Below are 17294 nucleotides of genomic sequence, written 5' to 3'. Positions count from 1 at the left end.
GGGGTGTCTCCTGGTCTTTCGCCGGTCAGGCAAGCGCTTTGGTCGTGTCTGCCAGGGCTTCCGTATCCACTGCCCGGCCCTGGTTCATCCACTTGCGCGCGAGCTTCAGCTCGCGTGCGTTGTTCACGGCGATGACACCTCTCACATGCCCGTCGCCCACAAAAAACAGCGTCGCACGGCGCGCGGCGAGATCGCCGCGCACGACGAGCTGCGCATCGGCCGGCAGATCGCCGAGGATCTGCAGGTTCACGTCGTACTGATCGGACCAGAACCACGGAATCTCCGCGTACGGTGCGCGCACGCCGAGCACGGCCTTCCCCGCCGCGATCGCCTGGTTCTGCGCGTTGGCCCACGATTCGAGCCGCACGCGCCGCTTCAGCCAGCCGTTGTGATGGTTCGCGACGTCGCCGCACGCGAAAATCGCCGGGTCGCTGGTCGCGCCGAATTCGTCGACGACGATGCCGTCGTCGACCGCCAGCCCCGCATCGCTCGCGAGCGACGCGTTCAGCGCGAGGCCGATGCCGGCCACCGCGAAATCGGCGTCGATCGTCGTGCCGTCGGCGAGCGTCGCGCGGACCTTCGATGCGTCGTCAGGCTGCGCGTCGAGCGACGCGAGCGCCGCGCCCGTGCGCACGTCGACGCCGTTCGAGCGATGCAGGTCGAGCAGGAAATCCGACACGATCTGCGGCACCGAGCGGCCGCACAGCCGCGGCGCGCCTTCGACCACGACCGCGTCGACGCCGAGCTTGCGCGCGGTCGCCGCGACTTCGAGGCCGATCCAGCCACCGCCGATCACGAGCACACGCTGGCTCGCACGCAGCTTCTCGCCGAGCGCCGCCGCTTCGTCGAGCGTGCGCAGGTAGTGCAGGTTCGGCGTCTTGACGATCGCATCGGGCAGCCGACGCGACGTGCCGCCGGTCGCGATCACGAGCCGGTCGTATTCGATCTCGCGGCCGCTTTCGGTTTTCACGACGCGGCGTGCACGGTCGATCGACGCCGCGCGTTCCGGTTGCCATGCCTCGACGTTCAGCGCATCGAATTCGTCGGGACGCACGACGCGCACGGTTTCGATGTCGGCATCGCCGGCCAGCACGGCCTTCGACAGCGGCGGACGCTCGTACGGCAGATGCGGCTCGTCGGCGATCATCACGAGACGGCCCGTGAAACCTTCCGCGCGCAGCGTCTTCAGCACCCAGCCGGCGGCCTGGCCGCCGCCGATCACGACGACCGTGCCGGGCGCGGGCTGCGCCTGTGCGTTCTCTTCGCTCATGATTTGCGCTCCGTCATGAACTTGCCTTCCGGCGCCTTCGCGTTCTTCTGCCTGCGCGTGTTGCCGTCGAGGCCACCGTCGACGGCCCATTCGGCGAACACGGTCGGGCCCGGCTCGAATTCGCGCGGCTGCCACTCGGGCGTCAGCATGTCTTCGTCGGCGTAGTACTCGATCAGGCCGCCGGCCGGATTCTGGAAGTACCAGAAGTAAGCGGACGACACGGGGTGACGGCCCGGGCCAAGTTGCGTCTCCCAGCCGCAGCGGTCGATGTGCATGCCGCCGCCGAACACTTCGTGGATGTCGCGCACGGTGAACGCGACGTGGTTCAGGCCACGTTTGCCGTTCGGAAGTGCGAGCAGGAACAGGTCGTGATGGCCGCCGTGCGGCGCGCAGCGCATGAACGCGCCGCGTCCTGGATAACGGTCCGACGTCTCGAAGCCGAGCAGCTCGTGATAGAACTTTTCCTGAGCGTCGAGGCAGTTGGTGAAGAACACGACATGCCCGACCTCGACCGGCTCCGCGCGCGCATAGATCGGGCTCGGCTGGTCGACGCGCAGCGTCTGGCCCCACACGTTCGACGGCGAGCCCGTGATGTCGAGTTCGCGCTTGCGCGTGACTTCGACGCGGATCGCCATCCCGTTCGGGTCGATGCAGCCGACCGCATCGTCCTGTGCGTAATAGCCGGGCTGACCCGCGAGCTTCGTACGCAGCGCGTCGAGTTCGGCCTGCGTCGCGACGCCCCACGTGACTTCCCGCAGCGTCGGGCCGCTTTCGAATGCAGGCGGCAGCGCCGGATCGTCGGCCTTGACGGCCAGCACGGTGCAGCCGTTCAGCGTCTCGAAACGCGCGCGCGTATCGTCGTGCGCGACTTCCTTCATCCCCCAGTCGGCGAAAAAGCGCCGGCAGGTCGCGAGGTCGTCGACGCCGTACGTGATCTGCTCGATTCCCAAAATGCTCATTGCGTCATTCCCCTTCGCTCAGTTCGCCCACGGCAGCGGCGCGTCGTTCAAGCCCCAGTAGAGGCTCTTCTGCTGCATGTACTCGCGGATGCCGAGACGGCCCTTCTCGCGACCCATCCCGCTCTCCTTCCAGCCCGAGAACGGCGTGGAAATCGAAAACAGCTTGTACGTGTTGATCCAGACGGTGCCCGTCTCCAGCGCGCGCGCGATACGCCATGCGCGCTTGTAGTCGCGCGTCCAGATGCCGGCCGCCAGGCCGAACACGCTGTCGTTCGCCTGCGCGATCAGCGACGCTTCGTCGTCGAACGGCATCGCGACGAGCACGGGCCCGAAGATTTCCTCCTGGCAGATGCGCGCGCTGTTCGGCAAGCCTTCGAGAATCGTCGGCTGATAGAAGAAGCCGTTCTCGCGCCCGTCGCCCGACGGCCGCTCGCCGCCGCACAGCAGGCGGCCGCCTTCCTCGAGGCCGAGCGCGACGTAGCGCTCGACCGATTCGCGATGCTTCGCGGTGATCAGCGGCCCCATCTGCGTGTCGGGCCGCGTCGGGTCACCCACGCGCAGCTTGCGGGCGCCGGCCACCAGGCGCTTCATGAATTCGTCGTACACCGAGCGCTGCACGAACAGCCGCGAACCCGCGATGCACGCTTCGCCCGACGAGCTGAAAATGCCGTACAGCACACCGTTGACCGCGTGATCGAGATCGGCGTCGTCGCACACGATCGTCGGCGACTTGCCGCCGAGTTCGAGCGACACCGGCATCAGCTTCTCGGCAGCGATGCGCGCGATGCCGCGACCCACTTCGGTGCCGCCCGTGAACGACACCTTCTTCACCAGCGGATGACGCACGAGCACGTCGCCGATCACCGAGCCCTTGCCGGGCAGCACGCTCAGCACGCCCTTCGGCACGCCGGCTTCCTCGCAGATGCGCGCCAGCGCAAGCGACACGAGCGGCGTGACTTCGGCCGGCTTCAGCACGACCGCGTTGCCGCCGGCAAGCGCCGGCGCGAGCTTCTGCGCATCGGACGCGATCGGCGAATTCCACGGCGTGATCGCCGCGATCACGCCGATAGGCTCGTACACGCTCATCGTCAGGTAATCGCCGCGCGACGGCGTCAGCTCCTCGTCGAGCGTTTCGAGGCACGCCGCGAAATAGCGGAACGTGTTCGCGGCACTCGCCACCAGCACGCGCGTCTCGGCGATCGGCTTGCCGTTGTCGCGACGCTGCAGGTTCGCGAGCGCTTCGTGGCGCTGCATGATCAGGTCCGCGATGCGGTACAGCACCTGCGCGCGCTGGTGCGGCTTCAGTCCGGCCCAGTCGGCGCGGCGCCAGGCGGCGTCGGCGGCCTCGACGGCTTCGGCCGCGTCTTCCGCGTTCGCCGTCGACACTTCCATGTTCAGCGACTGGTCGGCCGGATAGATGCTCGCGTAGGGCGCGCCACGGCCGCGCCGCCACTCGCCGCCGATCAGGATATTGCCGTCGGGTACGAGGCTCGTATCGAAAGGAGTCATGTCACAAGTCCCACAAATCTGTCTCTGCACGTCCGCCCTCGCCGTGGCGCGGGCGGACGGTCCAAGGCCCGGTCAGATCACGCAACGGGCCGCGCGGTTGCGCAACGCGCGGATCGCGCTGTACGCCGTCAGCGCGGACGTCTTCGGGTTGTCGGGTAGCGGCTTGCCGCTCATTTCCAGCGACATCTCGCCGAATGCGCCGCGCGCGGTGATGCGGTGCACGTTGCGCTCGACCGCCGGATCGGCGATCAGGCGCACGTGCGTCGCGTCGAGGCCGAGGCCCGCGAGCGCCACGGTGGCCGCGACGTTCGCGTTCTTCGGATACAGCCGCGCGGCGTCGCGCGCGGTGCCTTCGAAGATCACCTTTTCCTCGGTCATCGCGTGCAGGTCGCACAGTGCCTCGGCCGGCGTACCGAGCCAGCCGAGCGGCGGCTTGCGGCCGACGTACAGCACTTCGTCGAGGCCGCCCTGCTTCGCGGACGCCAGCGCGTCGATGCCGCCGATCGCGCCGGACAGCAGCGTCACCGTCGCGCCGCCCTCGTCGGCTGCCTGCGACAGCACGTCGAGCAGTGCGAGGTCGGACAGCGCGCCGATCGATGCGACCGCGCAGTCGGTGCCGGCCTTCAGCAGCGGCACGACGTGATCGACAAGCGCGCTGTGGCCCGCGCATTCGAGCGCGAACTCGGGGCGGCGGGCCAGTGCGTCGACCGACGACACGACCTCCACCGCGCTGCCGAGCACGCCCTGCACCGCCGCGCGCTGGTGTTCCGGCACGATCACGTGCGCGACACGCAGCGACGCATCGTGCTCGACCGCGTGGTACACGGCCGCGCCGATCGCACCGAAGCCGATCATCGCGACGTCGACGGGTGCGTGGACGTTACGCATACTGGCGCTCCGTCGGCGCTTCCTTCTTCACCGGCGGCCCCGCGAACTGCGATGCGAACGAGCCGACCGACAGCATGTCGACTTCGACCATCACCGGCCCTTCCTTCGCCATCCCTTCGCGCACGATCGCTTCGGCGTCGTCGAGCGACGTGATCCGGTAGTGCGTGAGGCCGAAGCTCGCGCAGAACTGCGCGAAATCGGGCTGGTGCAGCTGCACGAAGCAGCGGCGGCCGCCGTAGTGCGCGTCCTGGATGTTGCGGATCACGCCGTAGCACTGGTCGTTCATCAGCACGATCATCACGTTCGCGTTTTCCTGCACGGCCGTCACGAGCTCGCCGACGTTGACCATCAGGCCGCCGTCGCCGACCAGGCAGACCGTCTTCGCCGCGGCGCCCGCGAGCGCCGCGCCGATGCCCATCTGGATGCCCTGGCCGATGCCGCCGCCGAGCGCATGCACGCCCGAGCGCGGCTCGAAAATCTTCAGCAGGCGGTTGCCCCACGTGCTGTTCGAGATCGTCACGTCACGCACCCAGTTGTAGTCGCGGCCGACGGCGCCCTGCAGCGTGTCGACGAGCTGCTTGTACGGCCCGAGGCCCTTCGACACGTCGGCCACCGCCTGCTCGCGGGCCGCCGCGAGATCGGCCGCAAACTGCGGATCGACCGACAGGCGGCCTTCGAGGCGGTCGGCCAGCTCGGCCAGCACGCGCTTCGAATCGCCGTGCACGAACAGTTCGTTGCGATAGCCACGGTTGTCGGCGAGTGCCTCGGCATCGACGCGGAACAGCGGCTGCGGCAGCGCGAGCTTGTACTTCAGCGTCTCGTTGCCGCGCAGGCGCGAACCGACGACGACGAGCGCATCGCAGGTCTTGTAGAACGCTTCGACGGACGCGTGCACGTTGAACGCGCCGAGCGTCGCCGGGTGATCCTCGGGCAGCACGCCACGGCCCTGCACGCTCGTCACGACGCCGAAGCCGAGCTTCACGAGGCGTTCGACTTCCTCGCGTGCATGGCGCGCGCCGCCGCCGAGCCACAGCAGCGGGCGGCGCTTTGCCGCGAGTGCATCGGCGAGCTTCGCGACGCGTGCGGAATCGTGCTCGCGCACCGTGATGTGCGCCGGTGCGAGGTCTTCCGGCCATTCGATTTCGGCGGCCTGGATGTCGATCGGAATCTCGACCGAAACCGGGCCCGTCGGCGCCGTCTGCGCGATGCGCACGGCTTCGCGGATCGTCGGCAGCACGGTTTCGACCGTACGCACGCGGAACGCGGCCTTCGAGATCGAGTCGAGCATCGACAGCTGGTCGGGCGCTTCGTGGATGTAGGCCAGGTCCTGGTCGAGGTAAGGCGTCTCGATCTGCCCCGTCACGTGCAGCAGCGCGGTGCCGGCCGTCAGTGCCTCGACCATCGCGCCGGCCGCGTTGCCGGCCGCCGTGCCCGTGCTCGTGAACGCGACACCGAGGCCGCCCGACACGCGGGCCAGGCCGTCGGCCATGTTCAACGCGCCGGCTTCACCGCGCGCGCCGACATAGCGGATGTTCCCGCGCGAGTTGATCGCGTCGAGGATCGGCATGTTGTGGATCGAGATGACACCGAATGCGGTTTTCACGCCGCACTGCTCGAGAAAGGCGGCAATCAGCTCGCCAACCGTGGTTTTTTTAGACATGGCGTGCAAAGCCTCCAGAAACGTCGATATGGCTGCCCGTCGTATACGACGACAGATGCGTTGCGAGATAAAAGAGTGCCCAGGCGGCCTCGTCAGGCTTGCCGAAGCGGTTCAACGGAATGTTCTTCTTGCGGGCGAGCGCGCCCGTCCAGTCTTCCCAGCTTTCGCCGGGCTGCGCCTGCGTTTCGTAACGACGGCGCCACTGCCCCGACTCGACGATGCCGATCAGGATCGAGTTCACGCGGATGCGCTGCGGCGCCAGTTCGGTCGCGAGCGACTTCACGAGGCTCAGCACGCCCGCGCGCGCCGACGACGTCGCGACCATGTGCGGCTCGGGCTGCAGCGCGAGCAGCGAGTTCACGCACGTGATGGTCGGCGCCTGCGCGTCGCGCAGCAGCGGCAGGAACGCACGCGTCGGGCGGATGATGCTGAAGTACTTCAATTCGAGTTCTTCGCGCCATGCGTCGTCGGTCGTGTCGGCGAAGGTCGACACGCGACCCTGGCCGGCGTTGTTGACCAGCATGTCGGCGCGGCCGAAACGCGCGGATACCGCTTGCGCGAATGCGCTCACGTCGGCTTCGTCGAGCACGTTGCAGCGCGCGGCGAGCAGTTGCGCGCCCGGGTATTTTTCGACGAGCAGCGCTTGCGCGCGGGCGAGACGGTCGTCGTCGCGGCCGCAAATCGCGACCGATGCGCCGGCCTGCAGGAACCGTTCGGCAGTCGCGAGGCCGATGCCGGACGAACCGCCCGTCACCACCGCCACCTGCCCGGTCAGATCGATCTGGATCATCGGAGTCCTAATGCTTTCAGAAACGTGTGCTCGTCGTCCGAGCGGTAATTGAGCCGCCGCGACAGTTCCGCCGCCGCGCGCTGCACCTTGTCGATCAGCCCGTCCGCGATCAGCCCCGCGTCGATCTCCGGACGCGGCACCGTCACCGTGATGCACGCGACGATCCTTTGCGTCTCGTTGCGCACCGGCGCCGTCACCACCGAAATACCGCGCTCGAACGACGAATTGCTGACGCCGTAGCCGCGCAGCGCATCCTCGCGGATCATTTCGTACAGCGCGTCGATCGTTTCCGGCGTCGCGCTCGTCATCCGGTTCAGCGCGCCCTCCGGATACAGCGCCTGCAGCTCCTTCAGCGACAGGTCGCCCATCAGCACGTGGCCGTGGGTCGTCGCATGCGCGGGCAAGCGCGTGCCGACGTTCACACGGATCGAGCTGAACACCGGCGACTGGCTCTGCGCCTTCGCGACGAACACCACGTCGCGGCCGTCGCGGATCACGATGTGCGTCGTGAAGCCGGTCGCATCGCGCAGGCTTTCGATCACCGGCAGGCCGAGATCGGTCAGCTCCAGCGAGCTCAGGTATTCGAAGCCGAGCCGCAGCACGGCAATGCCGAGCTTGTAGTTGCGATCCTTGTCCGCGCGCTCGAGAAAGCCGAGCGATTCGAGCGTCTGCAGCAGACGGAACACCGTCGTGCGCGGAATGCCGAGCCGCTTCGACAGTTCGGGCGCGCCGAGCACCGGCTCGCGCGGCGAGAATTCGGCGAGAATCCGCAGCCCGCGTTCGAGGCCCGGCACCACATAGTTGGCGTCGGACTTCGTGTTCTCGGATTCGGGTTGTTGCAGCGGTTCGCTCATGCCAGCCCCCGCTGTTGGTCGCACTGACGGCAGAAACCGTCGATCAATGCGGAATAAACGGCCGGCGCTTCCACGTAGCCGGCATGACCGGCTTGCGGAATCACCTGCAGCGCGACGTGCGCGGCCGCGGCGATCCGCTCGCACGCGGCGGGCGGCGTGATCGCGTCGTTCGCGCCGACGGCCACGGCCGTGCGGCCGCGAAAGCCGGCGAGATCGGTTGCGAGATCGGCGTTCGCGAGCAGATGCGTGGCCTGCGCGTAACCGGCCGGCACGATGCGCGCCATGTTCCAGCGCACCCACGCCTTTGCTTCCTCGTTCGCGAAACCGGACAGCATGTTGCCGCTGCGCTGCTCGGCGAGCCCGGCCGGGCCGAGTTCCGCGAGCATCGCGAGCCGCGCGTCGCGGCGCGATTCGCGCGTTTCGGCCGGTGCGCTGCCGTAGCCGCCCGCGGGCGACACGAGCAGCAGGCCGGCGATCCGCGCGGGCATCACACGGGCGAGACCGCCCGCAATGATCGCGCCGAGTGAATGACCGACCAGCACGCAACGATCGATGCCGAGTGCCTCGAGCCACGCGTTCAGCGATGCCGCGTAATCGGCGGCAGCCGGCGACGCGCCGTGCACGGGCGTCGACACGCCGTAACCGGGTGCGTCCCACGCGAGCACGCGGCGCGACGCGCCGAGCGTGTCGAGCTGGTGGACCCACGATGCGGCGCCCGAACCGATCCCGTGCAGCAGCACGACGGGCAGCGCGCGGCCCGCATGCTGCGCGCCGGCCTCGCCTGCGCCAGCTTCACGGTAGCCGATCGTGCCCGCCGCGCCGGCTGCGCAACGCTGCTCGGGAAACTGCCCGAGCAGCGCGGCGAACGCCGCGGTGCGGTCGCGTTCACGTTTGTCGATGACACTCATTGCTTCACCGGCTCCGTCTCAACGCTTGATCTTCGCGAGCGGCGAATCGGGCGGATACGTCGGCGTGACGGGCTTCGGCGAACCGAGCATCACGCACATCAGCGCATCTTCCTCGCCGATGTTGATTTCCGTGCGATACACGCCCGGCGGCACCGAGATCAGGTCGCGCTCGCCGAGGATCGCTTCCCACGTCTCGCCGTCGCGCTCGCAGATGACCTTCATCTTGCCGCGCAGCACGAAGAAGATTTCCTCGACGTCCATGTGGATGTGGCTCGGGCCGATGTTGCCGGCCGGAATGACCATCGTCGAGAACGTGAAGCCGCCGGCCGGCACCGTGTTGACGTCCTTCGCGACGCCCGTGCCGCCCGTGCCGACGTAGCGCATCTGCGCGCGGCGGTACTTCGGGTCGTAGTCGGCCTGGAACTTCAGTGCGTCCCAGTCGTAGCGCCGCGTCGCGTAGCGCGCGACGCGCCCTTCCATCCAGTCATTGAAGCTTGCGCCTTCCGGCTGGTCCCACGACTTGCGTTCGAGATCGGCGTCCGCCATCGTCCTCTCCTTCATCAGAGTGAAAACTTCAATTCAATTCATTACGAAGCCGCCGTTCACCGGCAGCAATTGACCCGTCACGAAGCGCGCGCCATCCGACAGCAGGAACAGCACGGGGCCCGTCACGTCGCCGGGCACCTGCGCGCGTGTCAGCGCACGGCCCTGCATGTAGAACGCGTGGCGCTCGGCCGGCACGTAGGCCGTCGCCTCGACTTCGGTGAGCCCCGGCGCGATCGCGTTGACCGTCACGCCGTGCGCGCCGAACTCGCGTGCCTGCGCGTGGGTCATCGCGATCACCGCGCCCTTGCTCGCGACGTACGCGAGCAGCCTCGGCGCGCCCCACAGCGCGGTATCCGATGCGAGGTTCACGATCGCGCCGCGGCCCGACTGCGCGAGGTGCGGCAGCGCGGCATTGCTGACGAGCCACACGCCGCGCACGTTCACGTTCATCACGGCGTCCCACGTCGACACGTCGAGCTCCGTCGACAGCTTGCCGCCCGAGTTCGTGATCGCCGCGTTGTTGATCAGTGCGTCGATGCCGCCGAGCACCGCCGCGCCCTGTGCGACGAACGCGTCGACGCTTGCCGGATCGGCCAGGTCGAGCGCGAAGAAATGCGCGGTGTGGCCGGCCTGCGTGAGCTGCGCGGCCAGCGCGCGGCCCTCCTCGACGAGCACGTCACCGAACGCGACCTGCGCGCCCGCGGCGACCAGCGCCTTGACGAACGCCGCGCCGAGCCCGCGCGCGCCGCCGGTGACGAGCACGCGGCGCCCCGGCAGCGACACGACCGGAGCGAGCTCAGCCATTCGACGGCTCCGCTGCGGCCTGCGCCGCGCGATGCGCGTCGAGCGCGGACAGATGCTCCTGCGCACGCTGGCGCAGCATCCGGCGCACACGCGTGATGCCGACGTCGTGCTGGTACAGGTATTCGTGATCGCGCGCTTGCGGCGCGAGGCTTTCGAGGACGTAGCGGTCCTGCTCGAGCACGTCCCAGTGCAGGCCTTCGAGGCGGTTGCGGTACATGAAGCGCCACACGTCGCGCTGCCAGCCGCTGACCTTGCGCGTACGCCAGAAGTAGACCTGGCAGTTGTCGCCGTCGACCGGCGTCGCGAAACCGATGATCCCGAAGTTGCCGCCCGGGCCGAACTTCTGCTTGTACGGAATCGCGAGGCGCATCCACAAGCAGCCCGTTTCGCCGAGCTCGACCCAGTCGAAGTTCACGTCGCGCTGGCCGATCTTCTCGAACATCAGGCCCGTTTCCGTCTTGCGCACGCGCATGTCGGCCTGCTTGTCGCCTTCGGCCATCGAGTGCGACGTCGCGTGCAGGTACGCGCCGTGCATCGGGTCCATCACGTTGTCGATCGCGTACTGGTAATTGCACTTCCAGTTCGACACGCACAGGAAATGGCCGTACTCGTCGGCGACCAGTTCCTCGGGAAGATTCAGCGGCACCGGCTCGCCGTGCGCTTCGTCGCCGAACCACAGGAAGATCGCGCCGGCCTTCTCTTCGACCGGATACGACTTCACGCACTTCGTGCCTTCGAGCGGACAGTTCGAAACGGCCGGCACCTTGTCGACCGTGCCGTCGCCGCCGATCTCGATGCCGTGATACCAACAGGCGATGCTGCCGCCGAGGTTCCAGCCGAGCGACAGGCGCGCGCCGCGGTGCGGGCAGCGATCTTCCAGCGCGTGGACCTTGCCGTCGTGATCGCGCCACAGCACGATCTGCTCGGACAGGCGCGTGAGGCCGACGGGCGCATTCGACACCTGCCAGCTGGGTGCAACGGGATACCAGTAGTTCTTGATGCCGCGGTCGAGATAGTCACGGACCGGGTCGTGTTGGACTGCGTGTTGTACGGGGGACGTCATCAGTGTGCTCCGGATGCGGTTGTCATCGGGTCGGCGGTCACGCGCGCGGCGCGCTCATTCCGCGAGCGAGGCCATTTCGGCGCGGAAACGTTCGGCGGTCCACGCCGTGCCGTCCGGCGCGCGGAAGCCGATGCGATTCAGGCCCGCGACGACATCGTCAAGCTCGGTTGCGCCGGCTTCGAACACGCGTTCGAGCGCATCGCCGAGGTCGTTCTCGTACTGGGTCGGCGCGGCCTTGCGGTTCTGCCAGACCTGGTTCTCGACCTGGCCGGGGATCTCGATCTGCCCCTTGCCCGCGACGTTGTTCGGCTGCGGCGCCACCCACGGCTTCAGGAAGGGATTGAAGTTGACGGTCGCTTCTTTCATGTCATTCCACCTTGATCTGGATTTCCTCGCCGGCGAGGCGCACTGCGTACTGCTTCAGCGCACGTCCGCCCGGACCCTTCAGGCATTCGCCCGTCTTGATGTCGAACACGGCCTCGTGCAGCGGGCATTCGACCGTGCCTTCGTCGACGAACCCCTGCGTCAGCAGCGCGTACGCATGCGGGCACACGTTCTCGAGCGCATACACGTCGTCACCGACGCGGTAGATCCCGATTTCCACGCCGTCGGTCCGCTTGAACTCGATCGGCGTGTCTTCCGACAGCGCGCCGGCGTGACCGGCGCAAATCCATTGTTCAGACATCTCACACCCTTCCTTCTGATCGACTCTCGGTTTGTTCCGATTTGTTCCATACCCGGAACAGCAGTTTATGGATGGTGATTATAGGAGTGACTTTCCACGAGTAAAACAAAAAGCTGCATGTCCTAGGGAAAACACCGACCGCCGGGTCGGCAATCGCTTTCGACTACCTTCTCGAATGTAATTTTTTGTTGTGTGGCGGGGATTTATCGTCTTTTTCGGGGCATGACGCACCGATGCCGGGCATCGGCCCGAAGCCCTTCCGTCCCGCAAAATTTATTTTTGATCCAGCGCTTGACGCCTCTATACTTCATTCCACCAGAGGCACACTGTTCCTTGTATGGAACATACGAATGCCCGCCAGATGGCGAGCCCCTGCGTGACGGACGGCCGTCCCCGCGCACGCCGCCATGGCACGTTTTCATCAGGTTGGAGATTCAGGAGATCAAATGGTCAAGCATGCGGTAGCAGCAGCAGTGATCGGATTGGGCGCCGCGTCGGGCGCGTGGGCGCAGAGCAGCGTGACGCTGTACGGCAGCCTGGATGCGGGCGTCGCCTATGTGAACAACGTCGGCGGCCATGCCAAGTGGGCGATGATCCAGGGCAACACCCAGCCCGACCGGTGGGGCCTGAAGGGCAAGGAAGATCTCGGCAGCGGCCTGTCGGCGATCTTCCAGCTCGAAAACGGCTTCTATACGAACAACGGCCAGTTCGCGACCGCGAACACGATCTGGAACCGCGCGGCATTCGTCGGCCTCAGCTCGGACCGCTACGGCACGCTGACGCTCGGCCGCCAGACGCCGCTGTCGTTCGACTATCTCGATCCGCTCAGCACGGCCTACCTCGCGATGAGCTGGTACGCGTTCCACCCCGGCAACATCGACGGGCTCGCCGCCACCGGCAACGTGCCGTACAACAACGCGGTCAAGTACCGCTCGCCGACCTTCGCGGGCTTCTCGGCCGCGGCCACGCTGGCACTCGGCAACACGACGAACTTCTCGACCGGCAAGTCGGTCGGCGTCGCGCTGAACTATGCGAACGGGCCGCTCAAGGCGTCGGCCGTGTACTCGAACGAGCACGACCGCTCGATCCTGATCAGCCAGACCGGCATTACGTCGTTCCAGGGGCAGAACACCGCGAACGGCTACCTCGCGAACAAGGTCGAGAACATCGGCGCGGGTGCGTCCTACCAGTTCGGCGACTTCCTCGTGCATGGTCTCTACACGCGCACGAAGATGCAGTCGAACGGCTATTCGGATACGTTCCAGAGCTACGACGCGGGCGTGAACTATCGCAGCAGCGCGTTCAACACGATCGCGGGCGGTGCGGCGACCACGACGCTGGCCGGCCGCCGCTGGACGCAGGTCGAACTCGGCGACATCTACGCGCTGTCGAAGCGCACGCAGCTCTATGCGAACGTGCTCTACGAACACGGTTCGGGCGGCGCCAAGGCTGCGTTCTTCACGGCCGGCGTGTCGAGCACCGCGAACCAGGTGATCGTGCTGACCGGGATCCACCACTCGTTCTGAGCGGTGCCGGGCATTCGTCGCCTGAAATGAAAAGAGCGACCCGCGGGCCGCTCTTTTTTTGATTGCGATGCCGCGTGCGGCGGCCCGTCCGACAAGTCGGCGTCAGAACATCGCGACCTTGTGGCGCGCATGCGCGAACGTCGGGTCGCTTTCGAGCGGACGGTAGTTCAGCCGCTGCGACAGGTCGACCGCCGCGCCGCACACGGCTTCGACGAGCCGCTCCTTCTCGCCGGCCTCGCCGATCTCCGAACGCGGCACCGTCGCGGTGATCGCCGCGACGATCGAGCCTGACTGATCGCGCACGGGCGCGGTCACGGCGGAAATGCCGCTCTCGAACGCCGCCTCGCTGACCGCGTAGCCAAGCCGGGCGTAGTGGCGAACGCGTTCGTACAGCTCGTCGACGCTGCCCGGCGTGCGCTCGGTGAACTGTTCGAGTTTTTTCTCCGGATAGAGCTGACGCAGCGCGTCGCGCGTCAGGTCGCCCATCAGCACGTGGCCATGCACGGTCGCATGCGCGGGCAAGCGCGTGCCGACGTGCACCTTCACCGAACCGAACATCGACGTATTGCTCTGCGCCTTCGCGACGAACACCACGTCGCGCTGGTCGCGGATCAGCAGATGCGTCGACAGGCCGGTCGCATCGCGCAGCCGTTCGAGCACGGGCGTGCCGAGATCGGTCAGTTCAAGCGAATTCAGGTATTCGAAGCCGAGCCGCAGCACGCCGACGCCGAGCCGGAAATAACGGTCGCCGTTCACGCGTTCGAGGAAACCGAGCGCCTCGAGCGTCTGCAGCAGGCGGAACGTGGTCGTGCGCGGAATGCCGATGCGCTTCGACAGCTCCGGCGCGCCGAGCACGGGCTCGCGCGCGGAAAATTCGGCGAGGATCCGCAGCCCGCGTTCGAGCCCCGGCACCAGGTAGGACGAAGCGCCGCCGGACGATTCGTCGTCGCCGGGCGTCGCCGGATCGGGTGCGCCGCTCATCGTTGTCTTGACCATGTGGACATGGACGAAAGGAAATCAGTCACGAAACAGGTGATGGAACATCGTGGATATTCAGTCATGCTACCTCAGCGCGCGCGCAGGATCGCACCGGCACGCATCGCCGCGATGCAGCATGCGCATCCGCGCCGCCGTGCAGCGCCATTCAAGGTCGAGAGGATAGCAGCGTTGGACCGCGCGACGCCATGCGGAAATCGCCGAACGGCGGGCAGGCGGCCGCAGGGCCGAAGGGCACGGCCGGCCCGTGTCCGGCATGGCGCGCCGGATCGCCTACAGGCGCGACAGGTAGACGCGAAGATTCGCGCGGTCGTACGTGAAGCCACCGGCCGGATCCCGCTCCAGCACCCGCGCGAGATCGACCGCATACATCCAGCCGCTGCCCAGCAGGCCGCCGTTGATCGCACGGATCCGGCTGCCGCCGACGGCGATCGCGGCATGAAACACGTTACCGTTCCGGGAGAAGCCGACCGCGGTGCCGGCCGGAATGCTCGCGCGCCCGTCCCACTGATCGCCGCTCTCGAAGTTGAATCGCGGCTTCCACAGCTGGCCGATCGTGTCGAGCAGCGTACCGGGCGCGATCAGCGCGTCGGCGCGCAGCAGATACCTGACGTAGGCCGCGGCGTCATAGCAGACACCGCCGGATACGTACTCGTTGATGTTGGCCATCCCGAACATCAGCGCTTGCGCGTGCTTTTGCCGTTCGCCGAGGCCGGATTGGGCGACATGCCCGCCTAACTGGGTCAGTTGCATGGGTAGCTCCTTGTGAGGAAGAAGGACACCATCGTCCCGCCAACGCAATAACCTCATATCTTATTACGATATCAATCGACGCCGACCGGGCTCCGGGCGTCATGGCGCACGCGCCGCCGCTGACGCCGCAGCCGGGGCAGCGGCCTGCGCGTCGGGATTCGGTGCAAGCCGCAGGCGCACACGCAGCGGCTGCAGCATGTCGGGCGGCGGCGACTCCGCCAGCGGGCCGGCCATGAGCAGTTGCCGCAGCGTCGCGTCCGCATCGGGATCGCCGAGCGACGCGAACTCGACGCGCGTGACGGCGCCGTTCGCGCCGATCCACGCGCGCACGACGATCGCGGGCGGCGGCGCATCCGCACGCGCGTTCAGCACGCGCGTTTCGAGATAGCGATGCAACCGGTCGGCCGCGTCGCCGTCCGCCTCGAGCCACGTCTGGAACTGCTGCCCGGCGAGCTGGCCGTAGCGGAGCCACGCTGGCGGCACGTCGGCCGTTTGCGCGACGGCTGGCGCGGCCGCCGCAACCAGCGCACACGTAACGACGATTCCCCGCAGCCATCCGCGTGCGCCCCACTCCTGCCTTCTTTTCATCCCGCCTCCGTTTTCGATCACCCGCACGTTGCCCGCCTGTGCCCGCTCACCCGATCTCGATCGGCACATACAGCCGCGTGCCGCCGCGCTGGACGAGCAGTGCGACGTTGCCGCGCGCGGCGTCGATCTCGGCCATCAGCGCGCCGATGCTCGCGACCGGCGTGCCGTTGACCGACAGCACGACGTCGCCGGGCTGCAAGCCCGCGCGCGCGGCCTGGCCGCTCGCCTGTTCGACGACGAGCGCCTGGCCGACGCCGAGCCGCTGGCGCTCCTGCTCGGTCGCCGCGCGCAGCGCGAGCCCGAACCGCGCGGGCCCCTGTTCGCCGCCGGCCGATGCCGTGCCGCTGTCGAATGCGCCGACCGTCGCGATCACGTGCATCGGCCGTCCCGCCCGCCACACGAGCAGGTCGGCCTGCCGCCCGGCCCGCATGCCTGCGACCGTGCCGAGCAGGTCGGCCGATTCGGCGACCGGCTTGCCGTCGACCGCCAGCACGACGTCGCCCGCCTGCAGGCCCGCGTGCGCGGCCGGGCCATCCGGCTCGACCATCGTGATCAGCGCGCCGTCCGGGCTCGCCAGGCCGAACGAGCGCGCGAGCGCCTGGCTCACTTCCTGCAACGCGACGCCGAGCCGGCCGCGCGTGACCTTGCCGGTGCGCAGCAACTGGTCCTTCACGTCGAGCGCGATATCGATCGGAATCGCGAACGCGAGCCCCTGGTAGCCGCCCGTCTTCGAGAAAATCATCGAGTTGATCGCGATCACGCGGCCGCCGAGGTCGAACAGCGGGCCGCCGGAATTGCCGGGATTGATCGGCACGTCGGTCTGGATGAACGGAATCGCGCGCTCGCCGGGCAACGAACGCGATTTCGCGCTGACGATGCCCTGCGTGACCGTGTTCGCGAACCCGTACGGCGACCCGATCGCCATCACCCAGTCGCCGACCTCCGTGCGCGCGGGGTCGCCGGTCGCGACGACCGGCAGGTTGTGCGCGTCGATGCGAATCACCGCGACGTCGGACACGGGATCGCTGCCGATCACGCGCCCCTTGAACTGCCGCTTGTCGGTCAGCTTCACGTCGACGGCGACCGCGTCGCCGACCACGTGCCGGTTGGTCAGGATCACGCCGTCCGCACTGACGATGAAACCGGAGCCGAGACTCACTTCCTCGCGGTTACCGATCACGCGCCGCGCGAGAAACGGCGCGAGCGGATGATCGGGCGCGATACCGGGCGGAAGCTGAATGCCCATCTGCGTGACTTCGCGCGTGACGCTGATGTTGACGACGGCCGGGCCGACGCGCCGGACCAGCGCGGCGAAGTTGGGCAGCACGACGGTCGGCGATGCCGCGCCGGCCTGCCCGGGCCGTTCCGCGGACTGGGCCGCCGCGCAAGCACAAGCGCACGCGAATGCGAGCACGCCCGCCATGGTCCGCAACATCGTCGCCCGGCCTGTCTGCCTGCCCGCTTTCATGTCGCTGCTCCTCGTCGATTCCGGCCG

General features: G+C 67.8%; 18 protein-coding genes. 1 reads left to right on the top strand and 17 read right to left on the bottom strand.

The genetic code is table 11. The features are described 5' to 3' along the window. Positions 1 to 25 precede the first annotated feature (25 nt). From KEC55_RS17760 to KEC55_RS17700, 13 genes are all read right to left on the bottom strand, one after another. On the bottom strand, positions 26 to 1270 hold the full coding sequence (locus KEC55_RS17760; RefSeq protein WP_282509106.1) for an NAD(P)/FAD-dependent oxidoreductase: 1245 nt from the start codon (positions 1268 to 1270) through the stop codon (positions 26 to 28). Further along, a complete protein-coding gene (locus KEC55_RS17755) occupies positions 1267 to 2229 on the bottom strand; it encodes a VOC family protein (RefSeq protein WP_282509104.1) in 963 nt (320 codons plus the stop codon). The genes KEC55_RS17760 and KEC55_RS17755 overlap by 4 nt, the downstream gene beginning before the upstream one ends. Positions 2230 to 2247: 18 nt before the next feature. Next, complete coding sequence (locus tag KEC55_RS17750; protein ID WP_282509102.1) at positions 2248 to 3738, bottom strand: aldehyde dehydrogenase; 1491 nt, start codon at positions 3736 to 3738, stop codon at positions 2248 to 2250. Positions 3739 to 3810: 72 nt separating this feature from the next. After that, entirely contained in the window at positions 3811 to 4626 is an 816-nt protein-coding gene (locus tag KEC55_RS17745; RefSeq protein ID WP_282509097.1) for an aspartate dehydrogenase, read from the bottom strand. After that, positions 4619 to 6286 (bottom strand): thiamine pyrophosphate-binding protein, encoded by a 1668-nt coding sequence (locus KEC55_RS17740; protein ID WP_282509095.1) that lies wholly within the window; start codon positions 6284 to 6286, stop codon positions 4619 to 4621. Before KEC55_RS17740 ends, KEC55_RS17745 begins: the two co-directional genes overlap by 8 nt. Beyond that, positions 6279 to 7076 (bottom strand): SDR family oxidoreductase, encoded by a 798-nt coding sequence (locus tag KEC55_RS17735; protein ID WP_282509093.1) that lies wholly within the window; start codon positions 7074 to 7076, stop codon positions 6279 to 6281. The genes KEC55_RS17740 and KEC55_RS17735 overlap by 8 nt, the downstream gene beginning before the upstream one ends. Continuing rightward, entirely contained in the window at positions 7073 to 7930 is an 858-nt protein-coding gene (locus KEC55_RS17730; RefSeq protein WP_282509091.1) for an IclR family transcriptional regulator, read from the bottom strand. Before KEC55_RS17730 ends, KEC55_RS17735 begins: the two co-directional genes overlap by 4 nt. Next, positions 7927 to 8838: an alpha/beta fold hydrolase gene (locus KEC55_RS17725; RefSeq protein ID WP_282509089.1), complete on the bottom strand. Its 912-nt coding sequence runs from the start codon at positions 8836 to 8838 to the stop codon at positions 7927 to 7929. The genes KEC55_RS17730 and KEC55_RS17725 overlap by 4 nt, the downstream gene beginning before the upstream one ends. Before the next feature lie 18 nt (positions 8839 to 8856). Beyond that, positions 8857 to 9384 (bottom strand): cupin domain-containing protein, encoded by a 528-nt coding sequence (locus KEC55_RS17720; protein WP_039344094.1) that lies wholly within the window; start codon positions 9382 to 9384, stop codon positions 8857 to 8859. A 33-nt stretch (positions 9385 to 9417) separates the two neighbouring features. Beyond that, positions 9418 to 10188 carry an SDR family oxidoreductase gene (locus KEC55_RS17715; protein ID WP_282509085.1) on the bottom strand — a complete coding sequence of 257 codons (771 nt, stop codon included), beginning with the start codon at positions 10186 to 10188 and terminating at the stop codon, positions 9418 to 9420. Next, complete coding sequence (locus KEC55_RS17710) at positions 10181 to 11251, bottom strand: aromatic ring-hydroxylating oxygenase subunit alpha (protein ID WP_282509083.1); 1071 nt, start codon at positions 11249 to 11251, stop codon at positions 10181 to 10183. The genes KEC55_RS17715 and KEC55_RS17710 overlap by 8 nt, the downstream gene beginning before the upstream one ends. A 54-nt stretch (positions 11252 to 11305) precedes the next feature. Continuing rightward, positions 11306 to 11617: a recombinase-like helix-turn-helix domain-containing protein gene (locus tag KEC55_RS17705; RefSeq protein WP_027789383.1), complete on the bottom strand. Its 312-nt coding sequence runs from the start codon at positions 11615 to 11617 to the stop codon at positions 11306 to 11308. Between the two features lies 1 nt (position 11618). Then, a complete protein-coding gene (locus KEC55_RS17700) occupies positions 11619 to 11936 on the bottom strand; it encodes a non-heme iron oxygenase ferredoxin subunit (protein ID WP_006489883.1) in 318 nt (105 codons plus the stop codon). 446 nt (positions 11937 to 12382) lie between these two features. Here KEC55_RS17700 and KEC55_RS17695 point away from each other — a divergent pair, with 446 nt between their 5' ends. After that, positions 12383 to 13462, top strand: coding sequence for a porin (locus KEC55_RS17695; RefSeq protein ID WP_282509078.1), 1080 nt, complete (start codon positions 12383 to 12385; stop codon positions 13460 to 13462). Between the two features lie 102 nt (positions 13463 to 13564). On the opposite strand, the gene KEC55_RS17690 is transcribed toward KEC55_RS17695, so the two are convergent. From KEC55_RS17690 to KEC55_RS17675, 4 genes are all read right to left on the bottom strand, one after another. After that, positions 13565 to 14458, bottom strand: coding sequence for an IclR family transcriptional regulator (locus KEC55_RS17690; RefSeq protein WP_034189901.1), 894 nt, complete (start codon positions 14456 to 14458; stop codon positions 13565 to 13567). Between the two features lie 273 nt (positions 14459 to 14731). Then, entirely contained in the window at positions 14732 to 15211 is a 480-nt protein-coding gene (gene tecA / locus KEC55_RS17685) for a type 6 secretion system effector deamidase TecA (RefSeq protein ID WP_176050134.1), read from the bottom strand. A gap of 99 nt (positions 15212 to 15310) precedes the next feature. Beyond that, positions 15311 to 15799 carry a YbaB/EbfC family DNA-binding protein gene (locus tag KEC55_RS17680; RefSeq protein ID WP_282509074.1) on the bottom strand — a complete coding sequence of 163 codons (489 nt, stop codon included), beginning with the start codon at positions 15797 to 15799 and terminating at the stop codon, positions 15311 to 15313. Positions 15800 to 15845: 46 nt separating this feature from the next. After that, positions 15846 to 17267 (bottom strand): Do family serine endopeptidase, encoded by a 1422-nt coding sequence (locus KEC55_RS17675; RefSeq protein WP_282509072.1) that lies wholly within the window; start codon positions 17265 to 17267, stop codon positions 15846 to 15848. Between the last annotated feature and the right edge of the window lie 27 nt (positions 17268 to 17294).

The organism is Burkholderia cepacia (genome assembly GCF_029962485.1).
In the GTDB taxonomy this organism is placed as follows: Bacteria; Pseudomonadota; Gammaproteobacteria; order Burkholderiales; family Burkholderiaceae; genus Burkholderia.
The sequence above is the reverse complement of the archived record's forward strand: the minus strand, read 5'-3'. Positions and strand labels throughout refer to the sequence as shown.